At 64.9% G+C, this 26,542-nt stretch carries 29 protein-coding genes and 1 tRNA gene; 15 read left to right on the top strand and 15 right to left on the bottom strand.

The window, feature by feature from the left end; translation table 11 throughout:
* Nucleotides 1–113: 113 nt before the first annotated feature.
* On the bottom strand, nucleotides 114–335 hold the full coding sequence (locus tag DT069_RS21725; RefSeq protein ID WP_119462438.1) for a hypothetical protein: 222 nt from the start codon (nucleotides 333–335) through the stop codon (nucleotides 114–116).
* Nucleotides 336–1,065: 730 nt separating this feature from the next.
* Between DT069_RS21725 and DT069_RS21720 the strand changes: the two genes are divergently transcribed.
* Both DT069_RS21720 and DT069_RS21715 read left to right on the top strand, forming a co-directional pair.
* Nucleotides 1,066–1,452 carry a hypothetical protein gene (locus tag DT069_RS21720; RefSeq protein ID WP_119462437.1) on the top strand — a complete coding sequence of 129 codons (387 nt, stop codon included), beginning with the start codon at nucleotides 1,066–1,068 and terminating at the stop codon, nucleotides 1,450–1,452.
* Nucleotides 1,453–1,700: 248 nt separating this feature from the next.
* The gene (locus tag DT069_RS21715; RefSeq protein ID WP_119462436.1) at nucleotides 1,701–2,048 is read left to right on the top strand and encodes a hypothetical protein; all 348 of its coding nucleotides are present in this window, start codon (nucleotides 1,701–1,703) and stop codon (nucleotides 2,046–2,048) included.
* A gap of 224 nt (nucleotides 2,049–2,272) precedes the next feature.
* Here the strand turns inward: DT069_RS21715 and DT069_RS21710 are convergent, their stop codons facing one another.
* The 4 genes from DT069_RS21710 to DT069_RS21695 all read right to left on the bottom strand — a co-directional run bounded on the left by DT069_RS21710 (nucleotide 2,273) and on the right by DT069_RS21695 (nucleotide 4,613).
* Nucleotides 2,273–3,310, bottom strand: a complete 1,038-nt coding sequence (locus tag DT069_RS21710; protein ID WP_119462435.1) for a YeiH family protein — start codon at nucleotides 3,308–3,310, stop codon at nucleotides 2,273–2,275.
* A 31-nt stretch (nucleotides 3,311–3,341) separates the two neighbouring features.
* On the bottom strand, nucleotides 3,342–3,794 hold the full coding sequence (locus DT069_RS21705) for a hypothetical protein (protein ID WP_119462434.1): 453 nt from the start codon (nucleotides 3,792–3,794) through the stop codon (nucleotides 3,342–3,344).
* Nucleotides 3,795–3,966: 172 nt separating this feature from the next.
* A tRNA-Thr gene (locus tag DT069_RS21700) sits at nucleotides 3,967–4,042 on the bottom strand.
* Between the two features lie 193 nt (nucleotides 4,043–4,235).
* The gene (locus DT069_RS21695) at nucleotides 4,236–4,613 is read right to left on the bottom strand and encodes a hypothetical protein (protein WP_162913348.1); all 378 of its coding nucleotides are present in this window, start codon (nucleotides 4,611–4,613) and stop codon (nucleotides 4,236–4,238) included.
* Nucleotides 4,614–4,799: 186 nt separating this feature from the next.
* Between DT069_RS21695 and DT069_RS21690 the strand changes: the two genes are divergently transcribed.
* Complete coding sequence (locus DT069_RS21690) at nucleotides 4,800–5,660, top strand: carbon-nitrogen hydrolase family protein (protein ID WP_119462432.1); 861 nt, start codon at nucleotides 4,800–4,802, stop codon at nucleotides 5,658–5,660.
* Between the two features lie 22 nt (nucleotides 5,661–5,682).
* Here DT069_RS21690 and DT069_RS21685 read toward each other — a convergent pair whose 3' ends face one another.
* The 3 genes from DT069_RS21685 to DT069_RS21675 form a co-directional block, all read right to left on the bottom strand.
* Nucleotides 5,683–6,288 carry a hypothetical protein gene (locus DT069_RS21685; RefSeq protein WP_119462431.1) on the bottom strand — a complete coding sequence of 202 codons (606 nt, stop codon included), beginning with the start codon at nucleotides 6,286–6,288 and terminating at the stop codon, nucleotides 5,683–5,685.
* 113 nt (nucleotides 6,289–6,401) lie between these two features.
* On the bottom strand, nucleotides 6,402–7,754 hold the full coding sequence (locus DT069_RS21680) for an aspartate aminotransferase family protein (protein ID WP_119462430.1): 1,353 nt from the start codon (nucleotides 7,752–7,754) through the stop codon (nucleotides 6,402–6,404).
* 161 nt (nucleotides 7,755–7,915) lie between these two features.
* Nucleotides 7,916–8,908, bottom strand: coding sequence for a tetratricopeptide repeat protein (locus tag DT069_RS21675; RefSeq protein ID WP_162913347.1), 993 nt, complete (start codon nucleotides 8,906–8,908; stop codon nucleotides 7,916–7,918).
* Between the two features lie 195 nt (nucleotides 8,909–9,103).
* Here DT069_RS21675 and DT069_RS21670 point away from each other — a divergent pair, with 195 nt between their 5' ends.
* Nucleotides 9,104–9,979: a DMT family transporter gene (locus tag DT069_RS21670; protein WP_119462428.1), complete on the top strand. Its 876-nt coding sequence runs from the start codon at nucleotides 9,104–9,106 to the stop codon at nucleotides 9,977–9,979.
* A gap of 42 nt (nucleotides 9,980–10,021) precedes the next feature.
* Here the strand turns inward: DT069_RS21670 and DT069_RS21665 are convergent, their stop codons facing one another.
* From DT069_RS21665 to DT069_RS21655, 3 genes are all read right to left on the bottom strand, one after another.
* Nucleotides 10,022–10,378 carry a response regulator gene (locus DT069_RS21665; protein WP_425450456.1) on the bottom strand — a complete coding sequence of 119 codons (357 nt, stop codon included), beginning with the start codon at nucleotides 10,376–10,378 and terminating at the stop codon, nucleotides 10,022–10,024.
* A 229-nt stretch (nucleotides 10,379–10,607) separates the two neighbouring features.
* Nucleotides 10,608–11,354 carry a Crp/Fnr family transcriptional regulator gene (locus DT069_RS21660; protein WP_162913346.1) on the bottom strand — a complete coding sequence of 249 codons (747 nt, stop codon included), beginning with the start codon at nucleotides 11,352–11,354 and terminating at the stop codon, nucleotides 10,608–10,610.
* The gene (locus tag DT069_RS21655) at nucleotides 11,347–12,618 is read right to left on the bottom strand and encodes an MFS transporter (RefSeq protein ID WP_119462425.1); all 1,272 of its coding nucleotides are present in this window, start codon (nucleotides 12,616–12,618) and stop codon (nucleotides 11,347–11,349) included. The genes DT069_RS21660 and DT069_RS21655 overlap by 8 nt, the downstream gene beginning before the upstream one ends.
* Before the next feature lie 391 nt (nucleotides 12,619–13,009).
* Between DT069_RS21655 and DT069_RS21650 the strand changes: the two genes are divergently transcribed.
* Nucleotides 13,010–13,291, top strand: a complete 282-nt coding sequence (locus DT069_RS21650; RefSeq protein ID WP_119462424.1) for a hypothetical protein — start codon at nucleotides 13,010–13,012, stop codon at nucleotides 13,289–13,291.
* A 13-nt stretch (nucleotides 13,292–13,304) separates the two neighbouring features.
* Here DT069_RS21650 and speB read toward each other — a convergent pair whose 3' ends face one another.
* The gene (speB, locus tag DT069_RS21645) at nucleotides 13,305–14,258 is read right to left on the bottom strand and encodes an agmatinase (protein ID WP_119462423.1); all 954 of its coding nucleotides are present in this window, start codon (nucleotides 14,256–14,258) and stop codon (nucleotides 13,305–13,307) included.
* 107 nt (nucleotides 14,259–14,365) lie between these two features.
* On the opposite strand from speB, the gene DT069_RS21640 reads away from it, so the two are divergent.
* The 3 genes from DT069_RS21640 to DT069_RS21630 all read left to right on the top strand — a co-directional run bounded on the left by DT069_RS21640 (nucleotide 14,366) and on the right by DT069_RS21630 (nucleotide 16,527).
* Nucleotides 14,366–14,737, top strand: a complete 372-nt coding sequence (locus tag DT069_RS21640; RefSeq protein WP_425450455.1) for a DUF6152 family protein — start codon at nucleotides 14,366–14,368, stop codon at nucleotides 14,735–14,737.
* Nucleotides 14,737–15,237 (top strand): hypothetical protein, encoded by a 501-nt coding sequence (locus tag DT069_RS21635; protein WP_119462421.1) that lies wholly within the window; start codon nucleotides 14,737–14,739, stop codon nucleotides 15,235–15,237. Before DT069_RS21640 ends, DT069_RS21635 begins: the two co-directional genes overlap by 1 nt.
* A gap of 102 nt (nucleotides 15,238–15,339) precedes the next feature.
* Complete coding sequence (locus DT069_RS21630) at nucleotides 15,340–16,527, top strand: pyridoxal phosphate-dependent aminotransferase (protein ID WP_119462473.1); 1,188 nt, start codon at nucleotides 15,340–15,342, stop codon at nucleotides 16,525–16,527.
* Here the strand turns inward: DT069_RS21630 and DT069_RS21625 are convergent.
* Complete coding sequence (locus DT069_RS21625; RefSeq protein WP_119462420.1) at nucleotides 16,491–17,174, bottom strand: TetR/AcrR family transcriptional regulator; 684 nt, start codon at nucleotides 17,172–17,174, stop codon at nucleotides 16,491–16,493. The two genes, DT069_RS21630 and DT069_RS21625, sit on opposite strands and share 37 nt — an antisense overlap.
* A 104-nt stretch (nucleotides 17,175–17,278) precedes the next feature.
* On the opposite strand from DT069_RS21625, the gene DT069_RS21620 reads away from it, so the two are divergent.
* From DT069_RS21620 to DT069_RS21605, 4 genes are all read left to right on the top strand, one after another.
* Nucleotides 17,279–18,373, top strand: coding sequence for an ABC transporter substrate-binding protein (locus DT069_RS21620; protein ID WP_119462419.1), 1,095 nt, complete (start codon nucleotides 17,279–17,281; stop codon nucleotides 18,371–18,373).
* Nucleotides 18,374–18,483: 110 nt separating this feature from the next.
* Nucleotides 18,484–19,317 carry an ABC transporter permease gene (locus DT069_RS21615; RefSeq protein WP_119462418.1) on the top strand — a complete coding sequence of 278 codons (834 nt, stop codon included), beginning with the start codon at nucleotides 18,484–18,486 and terminating at the stop codon, nucleotides 19,315–19,317.
* Nucleotides 19,317–20,099 (top strand): ABC transporter permease, encoded by a 783-nt coding sequence (locus DT069_RS21610; protein WP_119462417.1) that lies wholly within the window; start codon nucleotides 19,317–19,319, stop codon nucleotides 20,097–20,099. The genes DT069_RS21615 and DT069_RS21610 overlap by 1 nt, the downstream gene beginning before the upstream one ends.
* The gene (locus DT069_RS21605) at nucleotides 20,096–21,157 is read left to right on the top strand and encodes an ABC transporter ATP-binding protein (protein ID WP_119462416.1); all 1,062 of its coding nucleotides are present in this window, start codon (nucleotides 20,096–20,098) and stop codon (nucleotides 21,155–21,157) included. Before DT069_RS21610 ends, DT069_RS21605 begins: the two co-directional genes overlap by 4 nt.
* Here DT069_RS21605 and DT069_RS21600 read toward each other — a convergent pair.
* Nucleotides 21,154–21,906: an MBL fold metallo-hydrolase gene (locus tag DT069_RS21600; protein ID WP_119462415.1), complete on the bottom strand. Its 753-nt coding sequence runs from the start codon at nucleotides 21,904–21,906 to the stop codon at nucleotides 21,154–21,156. The two genes, DT069_RS21605 and DT069_RS21600, sit on opposite strands and share 4 nt — an antisense overlap.
* Before the next feature lie 157 nt (nucleotides 21,907–22,063).
* On the opposite strand from DT069_RS21600, the gene DT069_RS21595 reads away from it, so the two are divergent.
* The 3 genes from DT069_RS21595 (at nucleotide 22,064) to DT069_RS21585 (ending at nucleotide 25,531) form a co-directional block, all read left to right on the top strand.
* On the top strand, nucleotides 22,064–23,356 hold the full coding sequence (locus tag DT069_RS21595; protein ID WP_162913345.1) for a TylF/MycF/NovP-related O-methyltransferase: 1,293 nt from the start codon (nucleotides 22,064–22,066) through the stop codon (nucleotides 23,354–23,356).
* 102 nt (nucleotides 23,357–23,458) lie between these two features.
* Nucleotides 23,459–24,049, top strand: coding sequence for a putative pterin-binding protein (locus DT069_RS21590; RefSeq protein ID WP_119462413.1), 591 nt, complete (start codon nucleotides 23,459–23,461; stop codon nucleotides 24,047–24,049).
* Nucleotides 24,050–24,088: 39 nt separating this feature from the next.
* Nucleotides 24,089–25,531 carry a sensor histidine kinase gene (locus DT069_RS21585; protein WP_119462412.1) on the top strand — a complete coding sequence of 481 codons (1,443 nt, stop codon included), beginning with the start codon at nucleotides 24,089–24,091 and terminating at the stop codon, nucleotides 25,529–25,531.
* 125 nt (nucleotides 25,532–25,656) lie between these two features.
* On the opposite strand, the gene DT069_RS21580 is transcribed toward DT069_RS21585, so the two are convergent.
* Complete coding sequence (locus tag DT069_RS21580; protein WP_119462411.1) at nucleotides 25,657–26,514, bottom strand: DMT family transporter; 858 nt, start codon at nucleotides 26,512–26,514, stop codon at nucleotides 25,657–25,659.
* Between the last annotated feature and the right edge of the window lie 28 nt (nucleotides 26,515–26,542).

Raw genomic sequence — 26,542 nt, 5'->3', positions numbered from 1 at the left:
GGGAACGATCTGACGCTTCCCGAACCGACAGAGGATCAAGGGTCCGGCCAAGGACGGCGGGCGACCAGCCTAGCATCTGGTCGCCCGCACCTTTGTTGAATGCCTTGCGGCTTCTAGTCCGGGTCCACTATGACCGCGTCGTCGTCCAAGTCCGGATCCACTAGCCTGGCAGGTTCGTCATCCGGATCTACAACGACAGCGTCATCGTCGTCGTCTGGGACAACGACTGTTGACGGGGCCGCCGCCTCGCCTGACGGCGTGACAATCACTGGATCGCGGTCGACACACGCGATCAGAGCGAGCGGAGCTAAAGCGATAATCCAAGCGAAACGCATCCCGCGCCTCCTTTGGCAGTTGGTTTAGTGTAAACACCGGAGGTCGAAATAAGATCCAAGCTGAAGGCCGGGGCATTCTCGGATATACCGAGAAGCTACGATTGGGGCACGAGCAAATGTGCTGAAGGGAAATTACAAAGTGCCCCGTTCATGTCCAAACGACTTTCCACTATCACGGTTCTTCAACGTGTTGCGCTAGGATGGGACACACGGGACATGCACGGGGCAGTGAGATCTTGTCCTGCCGGTAACGATCGGACACGCGGAACTCCCCTTAGCCGACCGCCCGATTTGACGCCCAACGCGCGCCCAGCGCGGTTCTGGCGGTGTATATACCGCAAGAAGAGGGCGCCAGCCGTCGGATGTTGTTGTCGCGTTGAATGACCACTGGGCGGTGATGTTCGACAATCGCCAGTGATGCTCGCCGGCCGGAATCGGATCAACAGGTGGGGCGAGCCAATCTACGTACCGCGGACGTCCATCGTCGAGCGCGACTACCTTCTACAGCGGGTTGGCGAGCTGTGTGGCCCTTGTGATCCGGAGGCGCTTGCCGCCGCCATCCGGGTGCGGCCGCGGCGCTTCACCGCGCCACTTCTCCAACGCCTTGCGCCAAGGTCGAATGCCGTCTCGGAGCGAGACCGAGGAGCCGGGCACCGTAATTCGGAACCGGCCCTGGCGCCGGTGGTTCGTAGGACAGCAGCCTTGACGCACATTGTGGAGGACTAGGCCCATGCTGGAACACATCACGTTCGAGAAGGTGGAGGAGGTCATCCGGCTTGCGGAGCAGGCGCATCGTGCGCCGCATGAGATAGCCGCTGACCCCCAACGGGGCGGTCCCTCCGGCGATCATGGGGTGACGGTGCCCGACACGCCCCTGGAACCGCAGCCAAGCCGCGACTGGGGCACGGCGTTCGGGCGCTATCTCGGCGACCTGTCCGATCAGGCCCTCGCCGAGCTTATTGGACTGTACCGCTATGGCCATGGCGATGCGGCCAGCATCGATGACGCCGTTGACGGTGCGCTCCATGACCGGACCCCCCATGCGGCGAAGCTGACCTTCCTGTCGTCTCAGGCCGACCTGGCGCAGAGCCTCAGGCGCGCACTGAACCAGGTCTGACGAGACGCCGGCGGCCTTGGGCGCTGTCACGCGGCGTATAGGTTTGCAAGATCGGAGTGACGCCCCCATCTGAGCGTCTCCCCCGGTCCTCTCTGCCGGGATGAGCCGGCGATCTTGCAACCAGCGGTTTGCGGACAGGGCAATGCGTTCGCCACGGCCACCGCAAGAACACAACCGTTGCGGCCCGTCGCCCGGCATACAGTTCGCGAGGGCGCTCCGTACGCGATCGGCCAGCAAGAGGGCAGATCATGGCGACCCTTGATGAAATTCTCGCCGAAGTGCTCGGCACCGACCATCCGCGCAAGAGTTTATATGTCGATTTCCTCGCCGATGCCGCGTGCATCGCCCGGGAAGCCGGCAATCTCGCTGGAGAGGAGCAGGACGAATTCCTCGAGGAGTGGCAACAAGAGACCTGCTACAATGCGATGGCCGCGGGCATGCCCTTGGTTCATGCCCATTTCTTCTCGAGCGCCTTTGGGCTCCTCGCGCGGGTGCTGAAGGACGACATACACCCGCCGTCGACGGAGCCGACCGCTAGGAACACGGCACCTGATCGGAGCCTGGAGGGTCGATTACAACCTGAGCAGACTTCATAGGTGCTTGGAACTACCCCGCCCGGCGAAGACGCTGTGCGGGCAGTGACTTTGACGGACCCGGCGGGGCTGACTGCGGTCGAAAACGAACGCTGGCTCCGGACTACCGATCCCAAGCGCGTCGAACAAGCCTGCTCCTCTCGCTCAACTCGGACCACTTTGGCCAAGGCGGGTCGCCAGCATTTCGTGGTTTTCTCGCACCCCCTCGGGTGAATCGGTGCTGCGGCTCAGCCTAGGCCAACAAGAGCGAGAACAAGCAGGGCGATGAAGGCGGTCTCGGCCGCGATGAGGGCGATTGGCCGGCCTCCAACTTTGGCCATTGCAGCGATCGAGGTTTTCACACCGAGCGCGGCGATGGCTGTCACGATGCACCACTGCGATGCCTCGCTCAGTGCGGACTGAACCTGCGCCGGGATCGTGCCGAGACTGTTGAGGGCCACGATGGCGACAAAGACCATGAGAAATCCGGGAACGAGCCCTGACGCCCTGCCACCGTCTTCCTCCGGGCTTGCGCGCCGGTTGAGGAGCGAGATCGCCAGGACGGTCGGCAGCAGCAACGCGACCCTCAGCAGCTTGACAATCGTCGCGGCATCGCCCGCCTCCGGCGAGACGCTGTAGCCGGCGCCGACCACCTGAGCCACATCATGGATCGTACCGCCGAGGAACACCCCGGTCTGAACCGGGTCGAGACGAAGCCACGAGACCAGGATCGGATACAGCACCATTGCCACGGTGCTCAGCGTCGTCACGCCAATTATGGTGAACGCGGTATCCCGCTCGTGCATCTTGTACTTTGGCAAGACGGCCGAAATGGCCGCGGCGGCGGAGGCGCCGCAGATCGCGACGGCGCCCGCGGACAGGACGCCGAAGCGCCGCTTCAGTCCGAGCACCTGTGCGATGACGAAGCCGAAGCCAATCGTCAGCGCCACCGCCATTGCCACGCCGGCGAGAGTTGTCCAGCCCAGTGCCAGAACCTGCTCGACCGTGATGCGGGCCCCGAGCAATGCGACGCCGATCCGCAGGATCGATCTTGAGGTGAACGCCAGCCCGGGCTCGAATCGCCCATCCGCAGCGAGGAAATTGAATGCCATCCCGAGAAGAAGGGCGAACAGAATTATCGGCCCGCCATGCGCGTTCGATACGAAGCTCGCGGCCATACCGAGCGTGATGCTGAGCATCACACCGGGAAACAGGGGCTTGAGCCGTTTCCGCGTCCTTGAGAAGGAGGGGCGGATCGCGGACGCCAGCCTAGGGAGTGCATTCATCACGTGAACCGCTCGATCCTTTGACCGCCACTCATTGCGTGCGCGGCGATGATGGCCCGTCGCGGCATGAGCCATGCCGGGCCTCGCCCAGGGTAATTCCGGCAAAATCCATCTGGAGCCCCACCAAAGCAAGCGTCCGCTGGTCGGGCTCGCGCTCGGCCAGCAGGAACGGTCCGAAGTCGGCCGCCTTGGTTCGCGCGATCAGCACCAGCCCGGCCGGCAGGACGACGAGCTGCCAGAGCACGTCTTCGGGTTCGCAGCTGGCGGTGATCGGATCGATCCCGCTCGCGCTGTGCGCCGCCATCCGCGCGAAGGTGAGCATGCCGGCCGCATCGCGCATCGCGCGCCGGTAGGCCGGATGCGCGCCAAGCGGCACCGGCCCCATTTCAGCCGGCAGGCCCATCGTCGCGACGATCTTCGGCCCGAACGGCGTGCCCAGCAGGCGGCCCTCGATCAGAATGGCGGAGGCGCCCAGATCGCGCATCAGGGTGCGGCAGTGCCCAGCAGGCGCAGGAGCCTCCGCCCAGAACCAAGCTGCATTAAATTACAGCACCCTAATTTGGCGGACGAAAGGCAGGCCAATCATTGAAGGGGCGTGTTGATTTCGTCGATATACCAAACGGTATCGTCGCCGCAGGCTAAAGGATTGAAAAGAATGGTGCCGGCTACAGGATTCGAACCCGTGACCCCCTGATTACAAATCAGGTGCTCTACCAGCTGAGCTAAGCCGGCTTCTGAGGGCGAGGACGCCGTTCCCGCCGAGCCGGGTGCATAATAGTCACGTTTCGCGCCGGATCGAGCCTTTTTCACTGTCAGCCGTCATGGGCGACCGGAATGGGGCGGCCGCGATGAAGCGGAAGCGCCGATCAGGCCTCGGGCGCGTGACCCGAGGCCTGATCGGTCTCAGTCGAAAGGCAGGGTGGCCTCAGGTGTCGAGCAGGTCACCACATTCGTCGATAACGTCGTCCTGGATGGCTTCGTTTCCCGGTAGGCCGACCGCGAAGCGCTTCGCGAGATTTTCCCGCTCATCCCGATGCTCCCAGCCCTCGAGTGCGGCCATCTCCTTGTTCTCGGATGTCCAATGCGCCGTCGCGGCGTTGGCGCAGACCGCTGCCAACTGCTCGACTTTAGCATTCGCGACAGCCTCGTTCATGGTTCCCGTGGTGACGACCCAGCCGAAGCTGAATGCGATAATCGGCGCCAAGACGAGTCCGCCGACAACGCCCTTGATATAAGGCTTTGCCGCTTCAAATCTTTCTTTATTTATCATGGAAGGTCCCCATATTATTTCCTCTTGGCGCATATTTTTCTTATTTGCCAATCCTGAATGTTATTGCCGCAATGTGGCAAAATTGTGGTACCGGCCGGCGGTGTCTCGACTGCATCATTGTCGGAGCGTCGGCGCGGGTTTATCGGCGGGCACCGCGCCCTTATAGTCTCTGGTACTCAGATGGATTCATCGGGCGGCGAGACGTGGAGGACGGACGAGATGAACGGGAGTTTCACGGTGGCGTGCGTGCAGAATTGCGCCGAGCGCGACATGGCGCCGAGCATCGCCGCGGTGACCGATCTGATCCGCGGCGCGGCGGCGGCCGGCGCCACGCTAATCGTGCTGCCGGAGATGGTCACGATGATCGAGCCGCAGAACGCCCTGGTGCTCGAGAAAGCGGTGCCCGAGGCGGCGGATCCGGGACTCGCCGCCTTTCGCGACCTGGCGCGGGAGACCGGGGCCTGGATTCTCGTCGGCTCGCTGCTGCTGAAGGAGTCGGGCCGGTCCCGAGTCGTCAACCGGTCCTTTCTGCTCGACGGCGAGGGGGCGATCGTCGCCCGCTACGACAAGCTGCATCTCTTCGACATTGACCTGGAAGAGGGCGAGAGCTACCGCGAATCAGCAACGGTGCAGCCAGGCGACCGGGCCGTGCTGGCGCCGACACCCTGGGGGCTGCTCGGCATGTCAGTCTGCTACGATGTCCGCTTCGCCTATCTATACCGCGCGCTGGCGCAGGCCGGGGCCAGCTTTCTCAGCATTCCCGCCGCTTTCACCTACACCACGGGGAAGGCGCATTGGCATGTGCTGGTGCGGGCCCGGGCGATCGAAACCGGGTCCTACGTTTTCGCGGCCACCCAGTCGGGGACCCATGCGGAGGGGCGACGCACCTTCGGCCATTCGCTGATCGTCGATCCCTGGGGCGAGGTTCTGGCCGACGCCGGCAGCGACGTCGGCTTCATCACGGCGGAGATCGATCCGGCCAAGGTGGCGGCGGCGCGGTCGATGATCCCGGCGCTCCGGCATGACCGGCGTTTCGCCGAGCCGGATGCGCCGGTGGTCGAACGAGTCGCCGGGGCGTAGGGATCGCGCGCGCCGATGGCGATCAGAGAATCTGAACGGCGAACTTCACGTCCATGGTCATTCCGAGAATGCCCTGGCAATAGAGGGACCAGCCGTCCAACCGCCTGACGCCGAGAACGGTCGCGCTCGTGCATTCCGAATATTCGCGATGCGAAAACACCGTCATGGCGTCGGCGCTGTTGCCGAACTTCCCGCCGTTCACCAGCTCGACGCCGAGGGCCAAGCCTTTGTTGGCGGCATTGACCGAGGTCCTTGGCTGGATATGGCAGCAATAGACGTTCTTTTTGTCCGTCGTAAACCCGAAGCTGCAGGCGGTGAGCATGCCGGTCACCATGAGATCCGGACCGTCCATCGGAAGCTGGACCCCGTTGATGTTCGCCGCACTGGAAATCCCGTCGCGGTTTTGCATCGGAACGTTGAAGGCACGGAACTTCACTTCGCCAGGCGCGCCGGATTTGGCCTTGATATCGCATTTTTCGCGCCTGTCGTTCTTCGACTTGAGCGGGGCGGAAATGTAGAAGTCGGCCGCGCCGGCGCTGCTCGCACCGCCGATGGTGACGACCGTCGTCTTCAAGAATTCGAGGGTCGTCTGGCCGCGCAGCATCTGCAAGGCGAGTGCGGGATTCATCTGCGCTTCCCCATTGTTATATGACTGATCATTGAACGGCAAATGCGCTTATAGCGCTTGTCCATCCTTCAGCAAGAAAAAATACACGAAATACTTTAAAATTTCAGAAAATTTTAGTCGACCAGCGCCTCAACGCTCTCGCGGAACGCGGTGGTGTGCCGGTCGATGTCGGCCTCGGTCGCCTGTGGCGCGATCAGCGCCATGTTGTGGAACGGTGTCATCAGGATGCCGCGGTTCAAAGCCGCCAGATGCATATATCGGTCGAGCTCCGCATCGATCGCCGCCGCGGCCTCGCCGCCGTTCCTCGGCGGCCGTGGGCAGAACCAGTATTCGGCGCGGCAGCCGAGCCGGGTCACATGCCAGGGCAAGGCCCTCTCCTCGATCACCGCCTGCACCCCCGCGGTGAAGCGTTCGGCGAGCGCGATGGTGTGGGCGAAAGCCGCCTCGGTCAGCACGGATTCGAGCGTCGCCCGTATCGCGGCGAGCGACAGCGCATTACCCGCGAGTGTGCCGCCGATCCCGCCGGTGTCGGCGGTCTGGAGGTCCATGGCGGCACGGATGCGCTCGGCGATCTCCGACGTGAAGCCGTAGACGGCGGCCGGCACGCCGCTCGCGATCGGCTTGCCGATCGTCAGCATGTCGGGCTCCAGCCCATAGGCCTTGGTATAGCCGCCGGGGCCGGCGCAGATCGTGTGCGTCTCGTCGATGATCAGCAGCGTGCCGGTGCGCCGACTGATCTCGCGCAGCGCCGCATGATAGCCGGGCTCGGGATGGACGATGCCGATATTGGTGAGCGCCGGCTCGGCGAGCACGCAGGCCACGTCGCCGGCCTCGAGCGCGGCCTCGAGCGCCGGAACGTCGTTGATCTCGACCACTTTGGTGGTGAGCGCCGGGTCGACCGCCGGCCCGATATTGCCGGGCTTCGGTCCGGGCGCGCCGTTCTGCAGCGTCACGATCGTCTCGTCGACCGAACCGTGATAGCACCAGTTGTGGACCAGGATCTTGCTGCGGCCGGTGATCTGCCGCGCCAGGCGGATGGCGAACCGGTTGGCGTCGGTCGCGGTCAGCGCGACCTGCCAGTAGCGCAGCCCGAAGCGGCGCTGCAGCTCCGCCCCGACCCGAATCGAATCCTCGGTCGGCAGCATGAAGGTCGTGCCGCGGCGCAGCCGCTCGACGATCGGCCCGATGGCCTCCTCCGGCGCGTGCCCAGTCATCGCGCCGGTGTCGCCGAGGCAGAGATCGACATAGTTATGGCCGTCGACATCAGTGAAATGCGCGCCCTTGGCCTCGCGGACGAAGATCGGGAAGGCGCCCGCCCAGCGCACCATCCAGTTCATCGGCACGCCGTCGAGCAGGCTGGCCTTGGCCTCCTCGAACAGCGCCTGCGAGCGCGGATGGTCCTCGACGAAGCGATGCTGCTCCTCAGCCAGCGCCCGGCCCAGGCGATTGCGGTCGATCTCTGCCATGATGCCCCCTTTGCCTGCGAATCGGCGCCGCCGAGGCCGCGCCGGGCATCAGAATGCGTGGAGAAGCATCATCCGGCAACGGGGGAAATGATAGGGGAGAGGGAGTTTCCTTAGAACCTGATGCGATCACATCGGAACGATGTGATCGATGAATCACCCCCCTAGGACCGCCAGGACGCCTTCGTGACCCGCACGCGCCAGGCGGCGGTCTTCTGCTCGGCCTTGGGTTCGAGATGTGGTGCGGCCGTGGCCACGATCGATCGCATCCGGGCCGCCTCTGCCCTTTTCTCGGCGTTCGGCTCGAACTCGGTGGCGAGCGCCAGCCAGACAAGCGCCTGAGGAGCGTAGAGCTCGTTGATGTCGCGTTCCTCCGGGTCCATCGCCATCGCGAAATAGGTCCGGCCGGCGAGGAAGAAGGCATCCATGCGGCCGCGCTCGGCAGCCATGCGGAACCAGTAAGCTGCGGCATGCGGATCGCGCGGCACGCCCAGACCCTTCGAATGCAGCCGCCCCAGATGAAAGGCGGCGTTCGGCTGGCCGTTACTTGCCGCAAGGGACAGCCATTTCGCCGCTTCATCGTAATCCCGTTCGATGCCGTATCCGATGAGGTAGAGCTGTCCTAGATCGGCCTGGGCATAGCTGTCGCCCGCCCGCGCGCCCTGGTAGCAAAGATTGATCGCGGCGGCGCTGTCGCGCGGGGCCCCCTGGCCATAGAGGAAGTGATTGCCGAGCGCGCAGTAGGAGCGTGCCAGCCCCTGATCCGCCGCGCGCTGGTACCAGGCGAAGGACAGGCTGTAGTCGAGATCCCGGCCGGCTCCCGTGTAATAGCAGGTCGCGAGGTTGTGCTGGGCGGCAGCAAGACCGGCCAGGGCGGCCGTCTCGAACAGATCGCAGGCTCGGTGATGGTCCAGCGCGGAGGCGAGGCCGAGGCGGGCCCACTCGCCGAGCAGGTTCAGGGCTTCGATATCGCCACGATCGACGGCGGCGTTCAGTATTGCGATGGCCCGTGCCTCGTCGCCGGCGCTGAGAACGTCCATCGCCTCGGCGGTGCTGGTCGACGCCGAAGTCAACCGGGTGGTGATCGCGACGACCAGGACGAAGGCCATCGCGCCGCAATTCAGGATGAACCGCCAACGATATGAAATCTGCTTCATCAAAACGTTCTGCCGGGTGTTCTGCAGGTTCGGGGTGCTTTCCGACGCTGCGCCGGATCGCCAATGCCTAGAATCGATGTGAGAATGCTAAAAAGATGCTAACAAAAGGGCCATTTTGTGACACTCGGCGCTCCCCCTCGTCGTCCTGCGGCGAGCCGATCATTGGGGCGGTCGGCAGGAGAACGATAGGAGCCGATGGGCAAATCGACGGGGCCGAGTTCCGATCATCTCCGCGGTCTGGCGCTGACGACGGCGGGCGTGCTGGTTCTGACGCCGGACGCGCTGCTGCTGCGGTTGCTTTCGGCAGACCCCTGGACCATCGTGTTCTGGCGCGGGCTGCTGATGGCGGTGACCCTTGCCGCCGGCATTCAGGCGTTCGGCGAGGGCGGGCTGCGGAGCACCGCCCGCTCGATCGGCGGCGCCGGCCTCCTGATTGCGATCCTCTGGGCCGGCAACGCCGTTCTGTTCGTCGTCGCCATCACCCACACCTCGATCGCCAATACGCTGATCATCATCGCCGCGGTGCCGATGATCGCGGCGATCCTCAGCCATCTGTTCCTCCGCGAGCCGGTCGGCGCGCGGACCTGGGCAGCGATCGCGGCGACCCTCTTCGGCGTCGCCATCGTCGTCTGGAACGGGCTCGGCCACGGCACTCTGGGGGGGGATCTCGCGGCCCTTGCCGCCGCTGGCTTCGCGGCCGCGACCTTCGTCGTGCTGCGGCGGTCGCGCGCGGTGAACATGGTGCCGGCGACCGCCTTGAGCGGCGTCATCGCGGCGCTGTCCGTCGCCGGTGTTGCCACCCCCTTCTCCATCGGAATCGAGGATGCGCTGGTCCTCGGCCTCATGGGGCTCGTCGTACTGCCGGTCTCCTTCGGCCTGATCACGCTGGGGCCGCGCTATCTGCCGGCGCCGGAGGTCAGCCTACTGCTTCTGCTGGAGACGGTCCTCGGCCCGGTGCTGGTCTGGCTAGTGCTCGGCGAGGCTGTATCGACCGCCACGCTCGTCGGCGGCGCGGTGGTGATAGTAGCACTGGCGATTCACGCGATTCTGCTGCTCCGAGGGATTCGCTAGAGCACGATCCAATTAGGTTGACTCAAGCGGCGGCGGCGCGAATCAGGCGAGGAACCGGCGGACCGTGGCGAGGAACGGTGCCGCCCGAATCGGCTTCTCCAGATAAGCGTCGCAGCCGGTTTGGTTCAGGGTTTCCATCTCGTCGTCCGCGGCGAATGCCGTGACGGCTATGATCGGGATCGAGCGCAGCTCGGAATCCTGCTTGGCGCGCCCCATGGCCTCGCGGCCGCACATTACCGGCAATTCCAGATCCATGATGATCAGGCCGGGCCGGTGGGACCAGGCCAGCGCCAAGCCCTGCGCGCCGTCTCCGGCATGAAGCGTCTCATAGCCTTGAGTGCCCAGAAGATCGCGGAACAGCTTCGCGCTCAACTCGTTGTCATCAACAATAAGTATCATTTTTTCCATACTGACTCTGTCAACCCGCACCACGCGCCAATCACGCAATGTGGAAATGCTGGATCATTCGTAGAGGGAACGCAGTGATAGCCATCACAGTTCCACCGGTATTTCGCCAGCACCTAGCTCTGTTAATACACTATTGTGGTGGGGTAAATGTTGGATCCGTGCGGTGCTTGCGGCCCTGCGGCCTGAGCGTCCCAGCTGCCTGCCCTAGAGTCTGATCGGATCAGGCTCTAGCGCTGCCCTGCAGTTGCAGGGTTCGGACGATGTCCTCGAGCGCGGCGCGGTTCATCACATACAGGTTTCGGCCCTTCCGGCGCAGCAGGTCGAGCGGATAGAGCTGGGCCAGGGCTCGGTTGACCGTCTCGCGCGTGGTGCTGGTCCGGCTGGCGATCTCGCGGAGCGGCGGCAGCGGGCGCACGACCCACAGCCCTGGCACGGCGGAGTCGGGCACGGCCATCCGCAGCAGCTCCGCATAGACGCGTTGCGTGGCGGCGAGCGTGCTCAACTCCATGATCCGTAGATCGCCCGCGCGAACCATCTGCGCCAATCGCTGCAGCACCTTGAAGGTGATCTCGGCCCGTCGTTGCAGAAGCTCGAGAAACAGGTTCGGCGCCAGGCTGGCGAGCAGCGAGTCCTCCGCGGCGATCGCATAGGCCGACCGCGGCTGCCCGTCGATTGCCGACAACTCCCCGAAATAGGTGCCGGTCCCTGCCGTGGCGAAGCCGATCTCGCGGCCCGACAGCGAGAAGTCGACGATGTTGACGGCGCCCTGGACGATGAAGAATACGTCGCGGCTGTCGCTGCCCGTCTCCAGGACCTGCTCTCCGACGCGGAAGAGGCGCCAGCGGCAGGAAGTTTCGAGACGCCGCAGCTCCGCCTCGTCCAGGCCGTCGAACAACGCGAGTCCCTTGAGCGACCGCGCCGCCGCGTTTCCTTGGCCCTCTCGTTGACTTGCGGTGTCATCAGCCATGCGTCGCCTCCGCCGGTGCCTCTTCATCCGCGGGTTCTTCGGCCGATTGGGGAGTAAGCGATGCGGCGACAGGCGACCCGCTCGGCGGAACGGATACGTAAGGCCCCTGCTCCTCGAGGGGCGGGCTCGCCCGCATGAACATGCGATAGATCGCGAACAGGCCGATCGCGCCGTGAATGGCGGCGAGATAGATGAAGAATCCGGCCGGGCCCATTCCCGACATCAACGACCCGGCGGTGAACGGGCCGAAGATCGCGCCGATGCCGAAGACCAGGACGAGTCCGCTGCTCGCCGCCACCATCTGGTCCGGCCTCAGGAAGTCGTTGGTGTGGGCCAGGCAGAGCGAATACATCGGCAGCGACAGGCCGCCGAACAGGCAGACCAGGGCAAAAAGCCCGACCTGCGATATCGCCGATACCGGGATCGCGGCAAGCGCGACCGCGCCGGCCAGCAGCGTGACGATGGTCATCACGCTGCGGCGGTCGAACCGATCCGATAGCCGGCCGACCGGCAATTGCAGCAGGACGCCGCCCAGGATCACGGACGACATGAACAGCGAGATCTCCGGTATGGAGAGGCCGATCCCCTTGCCGTAAACCGCACCCATCCCGAAGAAGGCGCTGTGCGCGAGGCCGATGCCGAGGCAGCCGCAGACACCGAGCGGCGAGATCCGGTAGAGCTGCTTCAGCCTGACCGGCGCCGGGGCGGCGAAGCTCGGCGCCGGGCCGGTCGTCAGCAGGATCGGCACGATCGCGAGTGAAACCAGGACGGAGACAAGCGTGAATAGCTCGAAGCTGCCGGGGTCGGCGGCATTGAGCAGGAGCTGCCCGCAGGTCAGGCCGGCGAACTGAACGACCATGTAGATGGACAGGAGCTGGCCGCGCGTCTCGTTCGTGCTGCGCTCGTTGAGCCAGCTTTCGGCGACGACATAGAGGCCGGCATAGGAGAATCCGGTGACGATCCGCATCGCCGTCCAGGTCACCGGATCGACGAAGATCGCATGCAGCAGAACCGCGGTTCCGGCGAGCGAACCGAGCGCGGCGAATACCCGGATATGGCCGACGCGGCCGACCGCGCGCGGCGCCAGGGTCGAGCCGGCGAGGAAGCCGATGTAATAGCCCGACATGACAATGCCAGTGACCGCCGTCGGGAAGGCTTCCAGCGACGCCCGGATACCGAGCAGGCTGCCCTGCAGGCCGTTGCCGATCATGATCAGCGCGATGCCGAGCAGAAGCGCCCAGGTGGCGGAGATAACTGCGAGCATGAATCCCCGATTCCGGCGGAACTGCCGAGACGCTACAGCAGGGCTGCCCCCGAGATCGCCTCGGCCGCACCTATGTAGCAGAGGCTGCGGCCGATCCCATCAAGATTCCCTGCCGGAGCACAAAATACCGCCGAATCGGGTCCGGCCCCCGCTGACCGACCGACATGTTATGGTCTTTCCCCACAGGGCCCTGTCGAAAGAAGTTCTGCTGGTTAAAATATCGATCTAACAGTTACTGGTACATCCGGAGATTTTATTCAGTGTCGTGCCCGGACATGATCCGGGCATCGATCGTGTCGTGGCCACCTGGATTGCCGGGTCAAGCCCGGCAATGACAACATAAGGGGGAGGACTCGAAAGCGGTCCAAAAGCCGCTGTAGAAGGAGCAGCGATGACGGCAATTGCCCGTGGCATGACAGTGGTTTCGGTGGTGCTCGGTCTCGCCGGTTGCGGAATCGGCGAACCCGATGGCCCGCCGATCGTCAACGCCACGCCGAACATGGTCGAGATCCTGCTCCCTGACGACTTCCCCGGCAGCGTGGCGTCCTTGCAGCGCGCCGCACATCGCCGCGCGGCGGAGCATTGCGCGGACTACGGCCGTCAGGCGCTCTATATCGGCCAGACCCCACGGGTGGGAAACTGGCCGATCGTCGCCACTTTCGCCTGCGAGTGACGCGGGCTCCTCTTCAGTTCCGATACTGCACGCCCGGCAGCACGCACAGCATCTCGAACAGGAGGTTGGCGCCGACCAGCGACGTGTTGCCGGACGAGTCGTAGGGCGGCGAAACCTCGACCAGGTCGCAGCCGACAATGTCGAGGCCGCGGCAGCCGCGGATGATCTCCATTCCCTGCGTAACGGTGAGGCCGCCAATCTCCGGCGTGCCGGTGCCGGGCGCGAAGGCCGGGTCGAGCCCGTCGATGTCGAAGCTCAGATAGACCGGCCCGTTGCCGAGCTGCTCGCGTATTTCGGCCATCAGCGGCGCCAGCGATTTGTACCAGCACTCCTCCGCCTGAACCACGCGGAAGCCCTGGTCGCGCGGCCAGTCGAAATCCTCGGCGGCATAGCCGCTGCCGCGCAGGCCGATCTGCGCCACCCGCTTGCCGTCGAGCAGCCCTTCCTCGACCGCGCGGCGGAACGGCGTGCCGTGGGCGATCCTTTCGCCGAACATATGCTCGTTGATATCGGCATGGGCGTCGACATGGACGAGGCCCACCGGGCCGTGCCTCTTGCGCATCGCGCGCAGGATCGGCAACGCGATCGTATGGTCGCCGCCCAGCGTCAGAGGCTTGCAGCCGGTGGCGAGGATCGTGTCATAGGCTTCCTCGATGATCTCGATGCTCTTGGCCAGGTTGAAGGTGTTGATCGCCACGTCGCCGATGTCGGCGACCGACAGGCTGTCGAACGGCGCCGCGCGCGTCGCCATGTTGTAAGGCCGGATCAGGCAGGACTCGGCGCGGATCTCGCGCGGGCCGAAGCGGGTGCCGGAGCGATTCGAGGTACCGATATCGAATGGCACGCCGACGAAGCAGGCGTCCAGCCCTTCGGCGCTGGGCCGGCTCGGCAGCCGCATCATCGTCGCCGGTCCGGCAAAGCGCGGCATCTGGTTGCCGCCGAGCGGCTGATAATGGGTCTTGGTCATGGTTTACCTCTTTCTATCGCTCCTGAACGACGCGGACGCTTTCCGCACTTGCCGCCCTATATAGATCGGGGCGAAACATCCTGCATCAAAGAGAAAGGAGAGACGGCATGCGTAAAAGACTGATGTTCGGAAGCCTGTTCGGCGGCGCCCTGTTCGCGGCCGTCCTCGGTATCGCGCCGGCGGTCGAGGCGCACCATGGATGGAGCAGCTACGACTCGACGAACCTGCTGACGCTCACGGGCATGGTGCAGGAGGTCACGATCGAGAATCCGCATGGCATGCTGCAGCTCGAGACGCCGGAGAAGACCTGGACCATCGTGCTGTCGCCGCCCTCGCGGATGGTGCGCCGCGGCCTGCCCGCCGAAGCGATCACGGTCGGCAGCGAGGTGACGGTCGAGGGCTATGCCCATCAAAGCGTCGAGGACGAATTGCGGGCGGAGCGGATCACGGTCGACGGCCAGACGGTCGAGCTGCGCTGATGGAGCATGCCGCCGCGTCGGGGCCGGAATGGCTCTCGATGGTCGAGCTGTCGGCGGTCGGGCAGGCGATGCGCCAGTCTACCTGGCTCTATCCCCTAGTCGAGACGGCGCATATTCTCGGATTCGTGATTTTGGTCGGCACGATCACGCTCTTCGATCTCCGGCTTCTCGGGTTTGGGCGATCGCTTCCGATCGATCGGCTGGCGGGCTTTGTCCTGCCGATTCCGGCTTTCGGCTTTCTGTTGGCGCTGGTTACGGGCGCGCTGCTGTTCGTGACCGAGGCGACCGCCTATGCCCGCAATCCGCTGTTCCTGGTGAAGCTCGGCCTGATCGCGCTTGGGCTTCTCAACGTTCTGTATTTTCACCTGGGGCCATATCGGACGATCGATCTATGGCACCCGGCGAAGCCGGTGCCGGCCGCGGCGCGGCTCTCCGGGCTGCTGTCGCTGACCCTTTGGTTCGCCGTGATCATTTCAGGCCGGCTGATCGCCTATGTCTGACCGCCGGTCTGGACGCGCTACCCCCTGAAGGCGTCCCCTGTTGCGGTTCGGCCGCGGATCGCGCACCATCCGCCGCCGGAACACGGACTCGGGATGATGGTCATGAAATTCTCCTCTTTCGTCGAACGCATCGGGGGCGAGGGCGCCGCGGCATGGAACATCCATTCTCGCGCCGTCGAGCGGCTGCGCCGCGGCGAGGACGTGATCCTGCTCAGCGTCGGCGATCCCGATTTCGACACGCCGGCGCCGATCACCGATGCGGCGATCGCGAGCCTGCGGGCCGGGAACACCCACTACACCAGTGTCGTCGGCGAGCCGGAACTCCGGCGTGTCATCGCCGCGCGACACCGTCGCAGCACCAGTCAGGAGGCCGGGCCGGAGCAGGTAATCGTCCTTGCCGGGGCGCAATGCGGACTGTTCAGTGCCGCCCTGTGCATCCTCGAGCCGGGCGACGAGATCGTCGTGCCGGAGCCGATGTATGTCACCTACGAGGCGGTGATCGGCGCCACCGGCGCGCGCCTCGTCACGGTGCCGCTGAGGTCCGAGCGGCATTTCCATCTCGATCCGCGCGACCTCGCCGCGGCGGTGACCGGGCGGACTCGCGCGGTGCTCCTGAATTCACCCCACAACCCGACCGGGGCGGTGCTGACGCGCGAGGCGGTCGAGGCGGTCGCCGAGATCTGCATTCGGCATGACCTCTGGCTGATCTCCGACGAAGTCTATGCGTCGCTTGCCTATGACCGCCCGTTCGTCAGCCCTTGCGGCCTGCCCGGCATGGCGGAGCGGACGGTCACGGTGAACAGCCTGTCCAAGTCGCACGCCATGACCGGCTGGCGCCTGGGATGGGCGGTCACGCCGCCCGAGATGGTCGAGCATATGGCCAATCTCGCCTTGTGCATGCTCTATGGCTGCCCCGGCTTCGTCCAGGACGCCGCCGTGGTCGCGCTCGAGGCGGAGCTGCAGGAGGTGGCAATGATGCGCGAGGCCTATCGGAGCCGGCGCGACCTCGTCTGCGAGCGGCTGGGTAGCGTTCCCGGGCTGCGCTGCCATCGGCCGGAGGGCGGCATGTTCGTGATGCTCGACGTCCGCGACACAGGGCAATCCGCCTATGCGTTCTCCGAGGGTCTTCTGGAGGTTGCGGGCGTTTCGGTCCTCGCCGGCGATGCCTTCGGCCCGAGCGCGGCCGGCCATGTCCGCCTTAGCCTCGGCGTGTCGGAGGAGGCGCTCCGGACGGCCTGCGACCGGATCGCGGATTACGTCGCGAGCGGCTCCCGACGTTCATCGGCCTGAGGCCGCTTCCGTTCGGGCGTCGCGGTACCGGCCGGCGCGATCAGCCCTTCGAAGACCATGCGGATATGGCGGAACATCGCCTCCTTCATTGCCGCCAGTGGCATGTCGTCCTGGGCCACGAAGGTCATGAAATGCGTGTTGCAGACGGCGAACAGGATCTGGCCGGCATCATCGCAGCGCAGCGTCGTGGGCAGCCGACCGCGGTCCTGTAAGGCAGCCAGCAGGTCCGCCACTTGCCGGGCCAGCTTGCCGTCCAGTTCCGCATAGCCTTGGCCGAACGGCGTCGCCGCCTGGGTCAGGGCCGTCGCCATGATGTTCCGCCACAGCCGCTTGTCGAGATAGACGAGCGCATGATCGACATAGCCTTCGAGGAGACGGTTGACCGCGGCGACGGGGTCGGCAGGCGGGCGGGCAATCAGTCGCTTTCCGTCCGCGCGGATCTCCTCACCGTCGAGAGCGACCAGTGCCAGAAGCAAGTCTCCTTTCGAGCGGAAGTAGTTGTAGACGGTTCCGGGCGCCACGGCCGCGCGCTCGGCGATTCCCTCGATGCTCGTGCGGTCGAACCCGTCGCGCCGGAACAGCTCGCCCGCGGCGGCGAGGATATCGCGCCGTCGCCCCGCCTTTTGTCGCACCCTGAGACTGGTCATGAACCGACTTCAAAAAATGAATTGACCCATTTTTGAAGTCGGTTCATTTTTTGGTCAAGGTGAATGTTCGCCAACTCGATAATCAATAAGATTGGGAGGCTCCGATGCTGCGTTCTCCGCTGCCGTTTTCCCCGATCAGCCGCCGCCGGCTTCTGGGCGCCGGCGCCGCGCTCGCCGCGACCGGCGCGGTCGGGCTGCCACGCCGCGCGCGTGCCGCCGAGGAGCTGAACGCGCTCGTCTGGTGCGATCACACGGACGCGGCGCTGCTGCAGCCCTTCGAGGAGGCGTTCGACTGCCGGATCAACATCAAGGACTATCAGGAAACGGGCGCCGCCTTGGCGATCCTAGAGCAGTCGCAGCCGGGCGACTGGGACGTCATCGTGGTCGATTCGGTGGACGTGCTGCCGAAATTCGTCAGCCAAGGCCTGCTGGCGGAGCTCCCGGATGACGAGATGCCATGGGATACCATCTTCCCGGAGTTGCGCGCGCCCGAGCTGCACTATGCCGGCGGCAAGCTTTACGCCGTGCCGGAGAAGTTCGGCTACAACGCGATCGCCTACAACAATAAGAAGGTCGATTCCGCCGACGTCCGACGGGCCGACATCATGTGGAACCCGGACTACGCAGGCCGCATCGCGATCTATGACTACTACATCCCGGCAATGGAGATGGTCGCGCTCGGCATGGGCATCAAACCGCAGGACCTGACGGCCGACAATCTGCCGAAGATTCGGAACAAACTTCTGGAGATGAAGCAACTCGCCGCCGTCATCGGCGACGTGCCGACGGTTCAGAACGCGCTGATCACTGGCGCCGCCGACATCATTGTCGCCGGCGGGGAGTTCGTCGTCGCCGGTCTGTCGGGTGAGAACGCGGCGCTCGACTGGACCATTCCGGAGTCGGGCGGCATCCGCTGGATGCAGGGGATCGGCGTTTTCGCCGATTCGACGCGGAAGGACCTGGCGACCGAGTTCGTGAAGTATATCGTCGGGCCGGAAGGGCAGGCGCAGCTCGCGACCGCGAGCTGTTACTGGGCCATGCCGGCGAACCGCAGCGCCGCCCTCGGCGATGCCGAGAAGGCGCGCCTGCGCTGGGACGAACAGCTCGGCTTCATCGCGAACTCCTATCCCTATTTCATTCCCGATGCGGAGCTCGACGCACAGATGCTCGAGGTCTGGACGGAGTTCCTGCAGGCCTAAGGCGTCGCCTTCATGTATTCGGTGTGTTCTCTTATGCTTCGACAGGCTCAGCATGAGGGCTTTGGAAAGAACCTCATCCTGAGCTTGTCGAAGGATGAGGCTTAGTGCGGATGAAGCGCTGGGCGTACGTACCAGCCCTCCTCTGGACGGCGCTGTTCTTCATCCTGCCGCTCTCGGCCATGCTGGCGCTGAGCTTTACGGAGCGCGTGGCCGGCCGGACGGTCTGGAGCTTTTCTCTGGCGAACTACGCGGCGTTTTTCACCCGCGCCGACGGCGCCTTCGTCGAGGCGCTGCTCAACTCGATGGAGGTGACGGTTGCGGTCACGGTGCTCAGCATCCTGGTGGCCTATCCGCTCGCCTACATTCTGGCCTACCGCGTTCCGGCGCGCTGGCAGCGGCTGCTGCTCGTGTTGGTCGTGCTGCCGTTCTGGACCTCCTACGTGATCCGGTCCTATAGCTGGCTTCTGGTTCTCTCCGAGAACGGCACCCTCAATGCGGCCATGACGGGCCTCGGCCTGATCGACCAGCCGATCGGTCTCGGCAACACCCGCGGCGCGACGATTCTCGGGTTCGTCCATTTCTTCACGATGCTGCTGACGCTGACGATCTACGCCAATCTGGTGCAGATCAAGGAGTCCTACCGCAAGGCGGCGGCCGATCTCGGCGCCTCGGCGGCACAGGTCTTCCTGCGCATCACCCTGCCGCTCAGCCTTCCGGGCGTTGCCGTCGGCGCCTTCCTGACCTTCGTGCTGGCGATCGGCGACTACATCACGCCGCAGATCCTGGGCGGCAGCCGGGAACTGCTGCTGCCCCAGGCGATCATGCTGCAGATCGGCCGCCAGGCCGATTTCCCGCTGGCCTCGGCGCTGAGCATGATCCTGATGCTGGTGGTGACCGTCGCCTTCCTGCTGTTTGCCCGCCGGCTGAAGATGGAGCGGGTCTGATGCGGCTGCGCGACCTGCCGGCAATCGTCTATGTCATCATCGCCATCGGCTTCATCTTCCTGCCGGTGGTCGTGCTGGTGCAGTTCTCGTTCCAGGACGGTATCCTGCCCGTGCCGCCCTTCAAGGGCTTCAGCACGCAATGGTACGAGCGGGTGTTCGACAACCGGCGCCTGATGGAGGCGCTGTGGAACTCGGTCCTCGTCGGCCTGCTGTCGTCGCTGGTCGCGACGGTCCTCGGATTCCTTGCCGCCTATGGCCTCGCGCGCAGCCGCCCGCGGTTTGCCGGGGCGGTGCAGTATCTGCTGATGGCGCCGATCACCGTCTCCTATCTGATCATCGGCATGGGCCTGCTGATCACCTTCAACATGAGCGGCATCGGCAAGTCGCTGCTGGCGATCGGCATCGGCCATGTCGTGATCAACCTGCCGCTCACCTTCGCGATCCTCTATTCGCAGATGGGCGAGCATCAGGCCAATGTCGAGCGCGCGGCGCACGACCTCGGCGCCGGCGACCTGCAGGCCTTGCTGCTGATCACCATGCCGATGCTCTGGCCGGCCCTGCTCGCCGCCTTCTTCATCGCTTTCACCCTGTCCTGGGACGAGTTCGTGATCGCCTTCCTGCTGAGTCGCTTCGACGTCACTCTGCCGGTGATCATCTGGAGCATGCTGCGCTCGGGACTCAGCCCCGAACTGAACGCGGTCGGCACGCTGGTGTTCGGCGTCTCGATCCTGCTTGCCCTTCTGGTCGAATTCGCGCTGCGGCGTGGCCGGAGAACAAAATGACCGAACCGCTGGTCGAGCTCGTCGGCCTTCGCAAGACCTATGACCGCGCCGTTGCCGTCGACAAGATCGACCTGGCGATCGGCAAGGGCGAGTTCGTTGTGCTGCTCGGCCCGTCAGGCAGCGGCAAGACGACGATCCTGTCGATGATCGGCGGCTTCACGGAGCCGACCGAGGGGCGGGTGCGGATCGGGGGCATCGACGTGACGGCCATGCCCCCGGCGCGCCGTCCGACCGCGACCGTATTCCAGGATTATGCCCTGTTTCCGCATATGAGCGTGTCGGCCAATGTCGGTTTCGGCCTCGCGATGCGGAAGGTGCGGAGGGCGGAGCGCGAGCGGCGCGCCGAGGACATGCTGCGGCTGGTCGGCCTCGAAGGGTTCGGCCCGCGCTCGATCCATCAGCTCTCCGGCGGGCAGCGGCAGCGCGTGGCGCTGGCCCGGGCGATCGCGGTGGAGCCGACGGTGTTGCTGCTAGACGAGCCGCTGGGCGCGCTCGACCTCGCGCTCCGGCGCCAGATGCAGGAGGAGCTGGTGCGAATCCAGAAGCGGCTCGGCACCACCTTCGTCCATGTCACCCACGACCAGGAGGAGGCGATGAGCGTGGCCGACACGGTCATCGTCATGAACCGGGGGCGGGTCGAGGACAGCGGGCAGCCGGCGCGCGTCTATCTCAAGCCGGCGACGCTGTTCTCGGCGACCTTCATGGGCGAGAGCAACATCCTGTCCGGCCGCGTCACGGAACGGGCAGGGGAGGGGGTGCGGGTCGAGACGGCGCTTGGCGTTCTGACGGCTGCGGGACAAGCAGCGCCGGGCGACCGCGTGCATCTTTCGATCCGGCCGGAACAGCTTCTGCTCGAGCCGGCAGCAGGCGAGGTTTCGCTCGGCCGTGCCCGGATCGCCGAGATGTCGTTCCAAGGGACGCATCTGCGCTGCCACGCACGAAGCGAGAGCGGCGATCTCGAGCTGCTGCTGCGCGCTCGCGTCGATGCGCCGGTCGCCGTCGGCGAGGCGATCGAACTGCGCGCTTGGCCGGCCGATATTGTGCTGCTGAAGGATTAGCCGACTTCAGCCGGGCAGCCGGGGCGGCGCTTGCCGGCGACGTATTCGTCGATCAGCGTCCGGTAACGCTCGGGCCCGAAGCTCGGGAAATGGCCGCCATGGACGATTCGCACCGGCAGGTCGCGCAGCCGCTCCATGCTCTCGACGTAGTCGTCCACGTTCGAATGATAGCAATCATCGATCAGCGGGCCGTCATAGACCGTGTCGCCCGAGAACAGAGTCCCGGTGGCGCTTTCCCAGAGCGCGATCGAGCCGGGCGAATGCCCGGGCAGGCTCAACACTTCGAAGCGGCGGTCGCCCAGATCGATCACGTCACCGTCCTCGAGTAGGCGCGTCGCCGGTGCGGGCGCGACCTCATAGCGCTCGGCGCTGTAGCTGCCCGGCGGCAGGGCGGTGAAGATCTCGTCGCTGACATAGAGGTCGGCGAGCGTGTTGACGCGCGTCGGCTGTGCCATGATCGCCGCCTCGGCCCGATGCACCGCCCGCTCGGGGAACTCGTGATGGCTGCCGATATGGTCGAAATGGGTATGGCTGGCGACCGCCATAACCGGCCGTTCGGCGAGCGCCGCGATCCGGTCCCTGAGGCTGACGACGCCCATGCCGGAATCGAGCAGGAGATCGCGGTCGCGGCCCCGGACATGCCAGATGTTGCAGCGATAGAACGGCTTGACGCAAGGCTCCCAGATATGGGTGACGCCGTCCTCAAGGCTGCGGGTCTCGAACCACATTTCGGCTATGGCAATATGCATGGCTGTTCATATAGCATAAACCCTCGTTAGGAGTAGGGGGCGCCCATAGGCTCTCGGACGAGCAAGCCCATTCGGCGAAATTCCCGACGAATCATGGGTTTCATCGACGCCGCGCCTTGACCGGGCAAAGCCGTTCATGTGGGGGGAGGTTTTCGCCTTGTCGAGCAAGCATAGTGGCCTCGTCGATCACTCGACGATTTCAATCTCGACGCTCGCCGACCGGTTGCCGGCCGGAGCGGGGTTGATCATCACGTCCGGAGATGGCGTATCGGAGCGTCCCTCCGGCGTGCCGATCACGGCGGGCGCGGCGACCTGGGACATTCTGGATCCGGCAATGGAGGATCCGCAACTGCTCTCGGGCTATGGCGACGATCGCTACGACGTCCTCTATGCCGAAGATGTCCTGCAAACCTTGCCGAGACTGTCGGTCGCTCTTGCCAACTGGACGCGGGTCGTGCGGCCCGGCGGCGCAATGGTTCTTACCGTGCCGCAAGGGTGCGACGGCAAGGCCGCTTCTTGGCGCTTCACCATGCAGGATCCAGCGGTGGCCGACGGCAGCGTCAATCTCCTCGAACTCCTGCGGGTGATTTGCCATCTGGCGGAGGTGGAGTATGTCGCCCTGATGCCAGGGACTCCGGATTCCCGCGCGGCATCGGCGAACGGTTCGGATCCAGAGCGTATGCCCAAGGACGCCCCCGAGGGCTTCCACCGGCGGATCGAGGTCCTGCTGCGCAAGCGGCCACATCCGCTGACGCCGGTGCAGTCGAACGACGCGCCGGAGATACAGATGCTGGTGAAGCTGACCGAGGCGGCCATCGCCGCGCGGGCGCAATGGCAGACGATGGAGGAGTTCGAAGCGATCCTGGCGAGCGGCGTGCGGGACGCGACCGTGGTCGATCTCAGTCGTCTCTATCTCCTGTATCAATGGCTCCTGACGACCCTGCGCCTGCCCGGAGACTGTATCGAGATCGGCAGCTTCCGGGGCGGAACGGCGAAGCTAATCTCGGAGACGCTGCTGCGCCGCCAGGCCGGCGGCGAACTCCATCTGTTCGACACCTTCGCCGGGATGCCCGACCGGCTGTCGCTCGACGAGGCTGGCCTGAAAGGGTGCTTCGCCGACACCTCGGTTGCCGAGGTCCGGCGTCTCCTGGCAAACAACCCCCACGTCCATCTCCATCCCGGTATCTTTCCCGATACGATTCCGCCGGGCCTTCACGATCACTGTTTCCGTTTCGCTCACATCGACGTCGACATCGAAAGTTCCGTCCATGACTGCCTGGCCTTCGTCTATCCACGCCTCCTGCCGGGGGGCGTTATGGTGATCGACGACTACGGTCATGCCGAGTGCCCTGGAGCCACACGCGCCGCGGAGCGGTTCTTCGCCGATCGGCCGGAGACGATCGTCCAGATGCCGCTCGTCAGTTCGGCCGTCGTGATTAAGAGTGCCTGACAGGCACCCGGCAAGTACCTTAACGTCCTCTTAAAGAGCTCGGGCTATCTTCATCATGATGAAATGGCCTGTTCTACAGGACGTTGAGCAAAGGAGCGAAACATGCAACGCCTGTTCTTGCTGGCGGCCCGGATCATCTCCGGAAGAGCGGCGTTCTTTGCCATCCTGGGCCTGTTTGGCCAGATCGATCCCGTCTCTGCGCAGTCCGCGGTCTATGAGGTCGTCAGCGAACAGACGCTGATGCCGGGCGATCCGGTTCCCAAACCCGAGGGCCCGATGGTGCTTCGGGTGAGCGGGCGTGTCGATGCCGGTGAAGACGGGGTGGCTGCCTTCGACATGCCGACCTTGGAACGGCTGGGGGTGGTCCGGTTCACGACGTCGACCAACTGGACCGAAGGGAAGGTTGTCTTTGAAGGCGTGCTGCTGTCCCGTCTTCTGGAGGTCCTCGGCGCCGAAGCGGACGCGACGAGGCTCATCCTGACCGCCTTGAACGATTACAGCATTCCGATACCGATTTCCGACGCCCGCGATTGGCCCGTAATTCTCGCTTTCAAGGAGAACGGGGCCTACATGTCGCGGCGCGAACGGGGGCCGCTGTGGGTCGTCTACCCGCAGCATGCCTATCCGGAGCTTGGCAGTCGGGAATATCTGTCGCGATGGGTTTGGCAGCTTGCGAAGATCACCGTCGAGTGATGGCGTGGGTCAGATCGGCTGAATTGAAATGACGGCGTTATGGTCACCGGGGGAAAACTAACCTGGGCGATCTGCTTCGCCCTTCTATTGCTGAGCACACCCTTGCTGGTCAGCGACCTGCTCATGCTGCAACGCAGCGTCGAGGAGTCCAGCGGCGCGGATTTCTGGTACGAGGCGCAGTTGAACCGGGAGGTGCTTCGGCTGAAGCTGGAGCTGACGCAGGCGAAGCTCGGTGGTGAGGCGGCGACATCGGATGCCGACATCCGATTCCAGATCGATCTTGTCTTCAGCCGCCTCAACACGCTGCCGAAGCGCCGTGACAATGACTGGCACACCCAGGGTATCGCCGACCTGAAGGAAATCGGCTTGATCCGCCGGGAAATAGAGGCGATCGACGCCACCTTGCCGCTTCTCGAATCGGACCGACCGGCCTTCCTGGCGATTGCCATCGCCCATATCGACGCCACGCTCGAGCATAGCCGTGCCTTGTCGCTTCGGGTCGCCGAACGGCAGAACTCCCTTGTTGGCGCGCTCCAGGCGCTGTTCAAGGGCTTTCAGCAAAAGCTGCTCGCCTACGCGATCGGATTCATTCTCCTGGTTCTCGGTCTCATCTACCTCATGGTGCGCTACATCCGGTCCGAGCGTGATCTGCGCGCCTCGAACCAGCGGCTCACCGAAATGGCCATCGGGCTCAGCAAGGCGCGAGACGCAGCCGTCGAGGCAAGCCGCGCCAAAGGACGGTTCCTGGCCAATGCCAGCCACGAGCTTCGGACGCCGCTCAACGGCATCATCGGCTTTTCGGAGTTGCTGCAGGGCGGCTATGCCGGCGCCCTTAGCCAGAAGCAGGTCGAGTATGTCGAGGACATCCACAATTCGGCGGAGCGGCTGCTGTTGCTGATCAACGACATCCTCGACCTTTCGAAGGTGGAGGCCGGAAAGCAGACGCTCGCCGAGGAGGAGATGTTCCTCGACCAAGTGGTCCGACAGGCGGTTCACGACGCGCGCGAAATCGTCCGGCGGGCCTCGCTCACTGTCCATATCGAAGCCGAGCCCGCGCTTCCGGCCATTCGGGGCGACGCGGCCAGGATGCGGCAGGTCATCGATAACCTATTGTCCAACGCGATCAAGTTCACGCCCGCCGGCGGCGCCATCCGATTCAATCTCGCCCGGCCTCCGGCCGGTGGCATCCGCGTCACCGTCACCGACACGGGCATCGGCATCGAGAGCGACGAGCTACGGAAGGTCTTCAACGCTTTCGAACAGGTCGACAGCGCCTATGCACGTAAGCAGAAGGGGACCGGCCTCGGTCTTCCGTTGGCCAAGGCCTTCATCGAACTGCATGGCGGCACCATCGCGGTCAGCAGCGAGATCGGCGTCGGCACCGAAATTCTCGTCGAACTGCCGGCCAGCCGCGTCTTCCCGGGGGCGGTGGCTAACCACTCTGCCTCGGCCGTTGCGGAGAAGGGCGCATCCGGCCGCTAGAGTCTGGTCCGATCACGTCGGTTCGATGTGATCGGACCAGACTCTAATCATGTGAAATGGAGGACGATTCACCAGTCAGGTTCATTCAACCTGATCGGATCGTACTCTGACAGGACCAGACCCTGTCAGATCGATAGCACCGCAACACCGCAAAAGATAACGGCGATGCCGATCCACTGCGCGGCGCGTATCGGCTCGCGCAGGATGAGCCGCGCGAGCACCGCCGTGACCGCACCGAAGGTCGAGGCGGTGACCGCGGCGATTTCGGCCCCCTCACCATAGCTGCCCTCGTACAGCGCAAGATAGCCACCGGCATCCAGCAGGCCTTGCGCCGCCAGGACCGGCCACCAAGGCAGCGGCACCGTCGGCGCCGCACGCTGGGCGAGAAACAGAACGAGAAGCGATAGCAGGCTGATGACGCGCGTAACCCATAGAGTCTGCAAATTGCCGTAGATCGGGACCGCGAGCTGGGCGGTGGAAACCGCGACCGCGAAAGCCACGGCGGAGCCGAGCGCGATGACCACGGTCTTGCGCAGATCGCCGCGGCTCGCCACGCCCGCCTCCTCGAAATGGCCGGTGGAACGGGCGACGATGATGATCCCGACCAGGGTGGCCGCCATCGCTGCCCATTGCACCGCGTCGGGACGCGCACCGGCAAGCACGGCGAAGGCCACGACGAGCGCCGGATAACTGCCGACGATGGGCGAGACGACGGACAACGGTCCGCGCGCCAGCCCCTGATAGAGCAGTAGGGTCGCCAGCATCGTGGTCATGCCCGCGGCGCCGAGCAGCCAGAGTCCGGCGGGCGCCCAGTGGAGCGGGACCTCGGCGAGCCAGACCCAGAGCGAGAGCACTGCGGAGCCGACGAGCAGCATGCCGAACAGGGCGCTCTGGTGGCCGACCGCCCGCCCGCTGAAGCGGGCGACGAAGTCGGCGGTGCCCCAGCTGAGCGCAGTCACGCCGCCCCAAAGTCCCGGCGTCACGCTCGCCGCCTCTTCATGCTGTCTCCGA

This window comes from Virgifigura deserti, from assembly GCA_003576685.1.
Lineage (GTDB): Bacteria > Pseudomonadota > Alphaproteobacteria > Dongiales > Dongiaceae > Virgifigura > Virgifigura deserti.
Note: the sequence above shows the minus strand (reverse complement) of the source record. Positions and strands in the feature narration are given on the sequence as shown.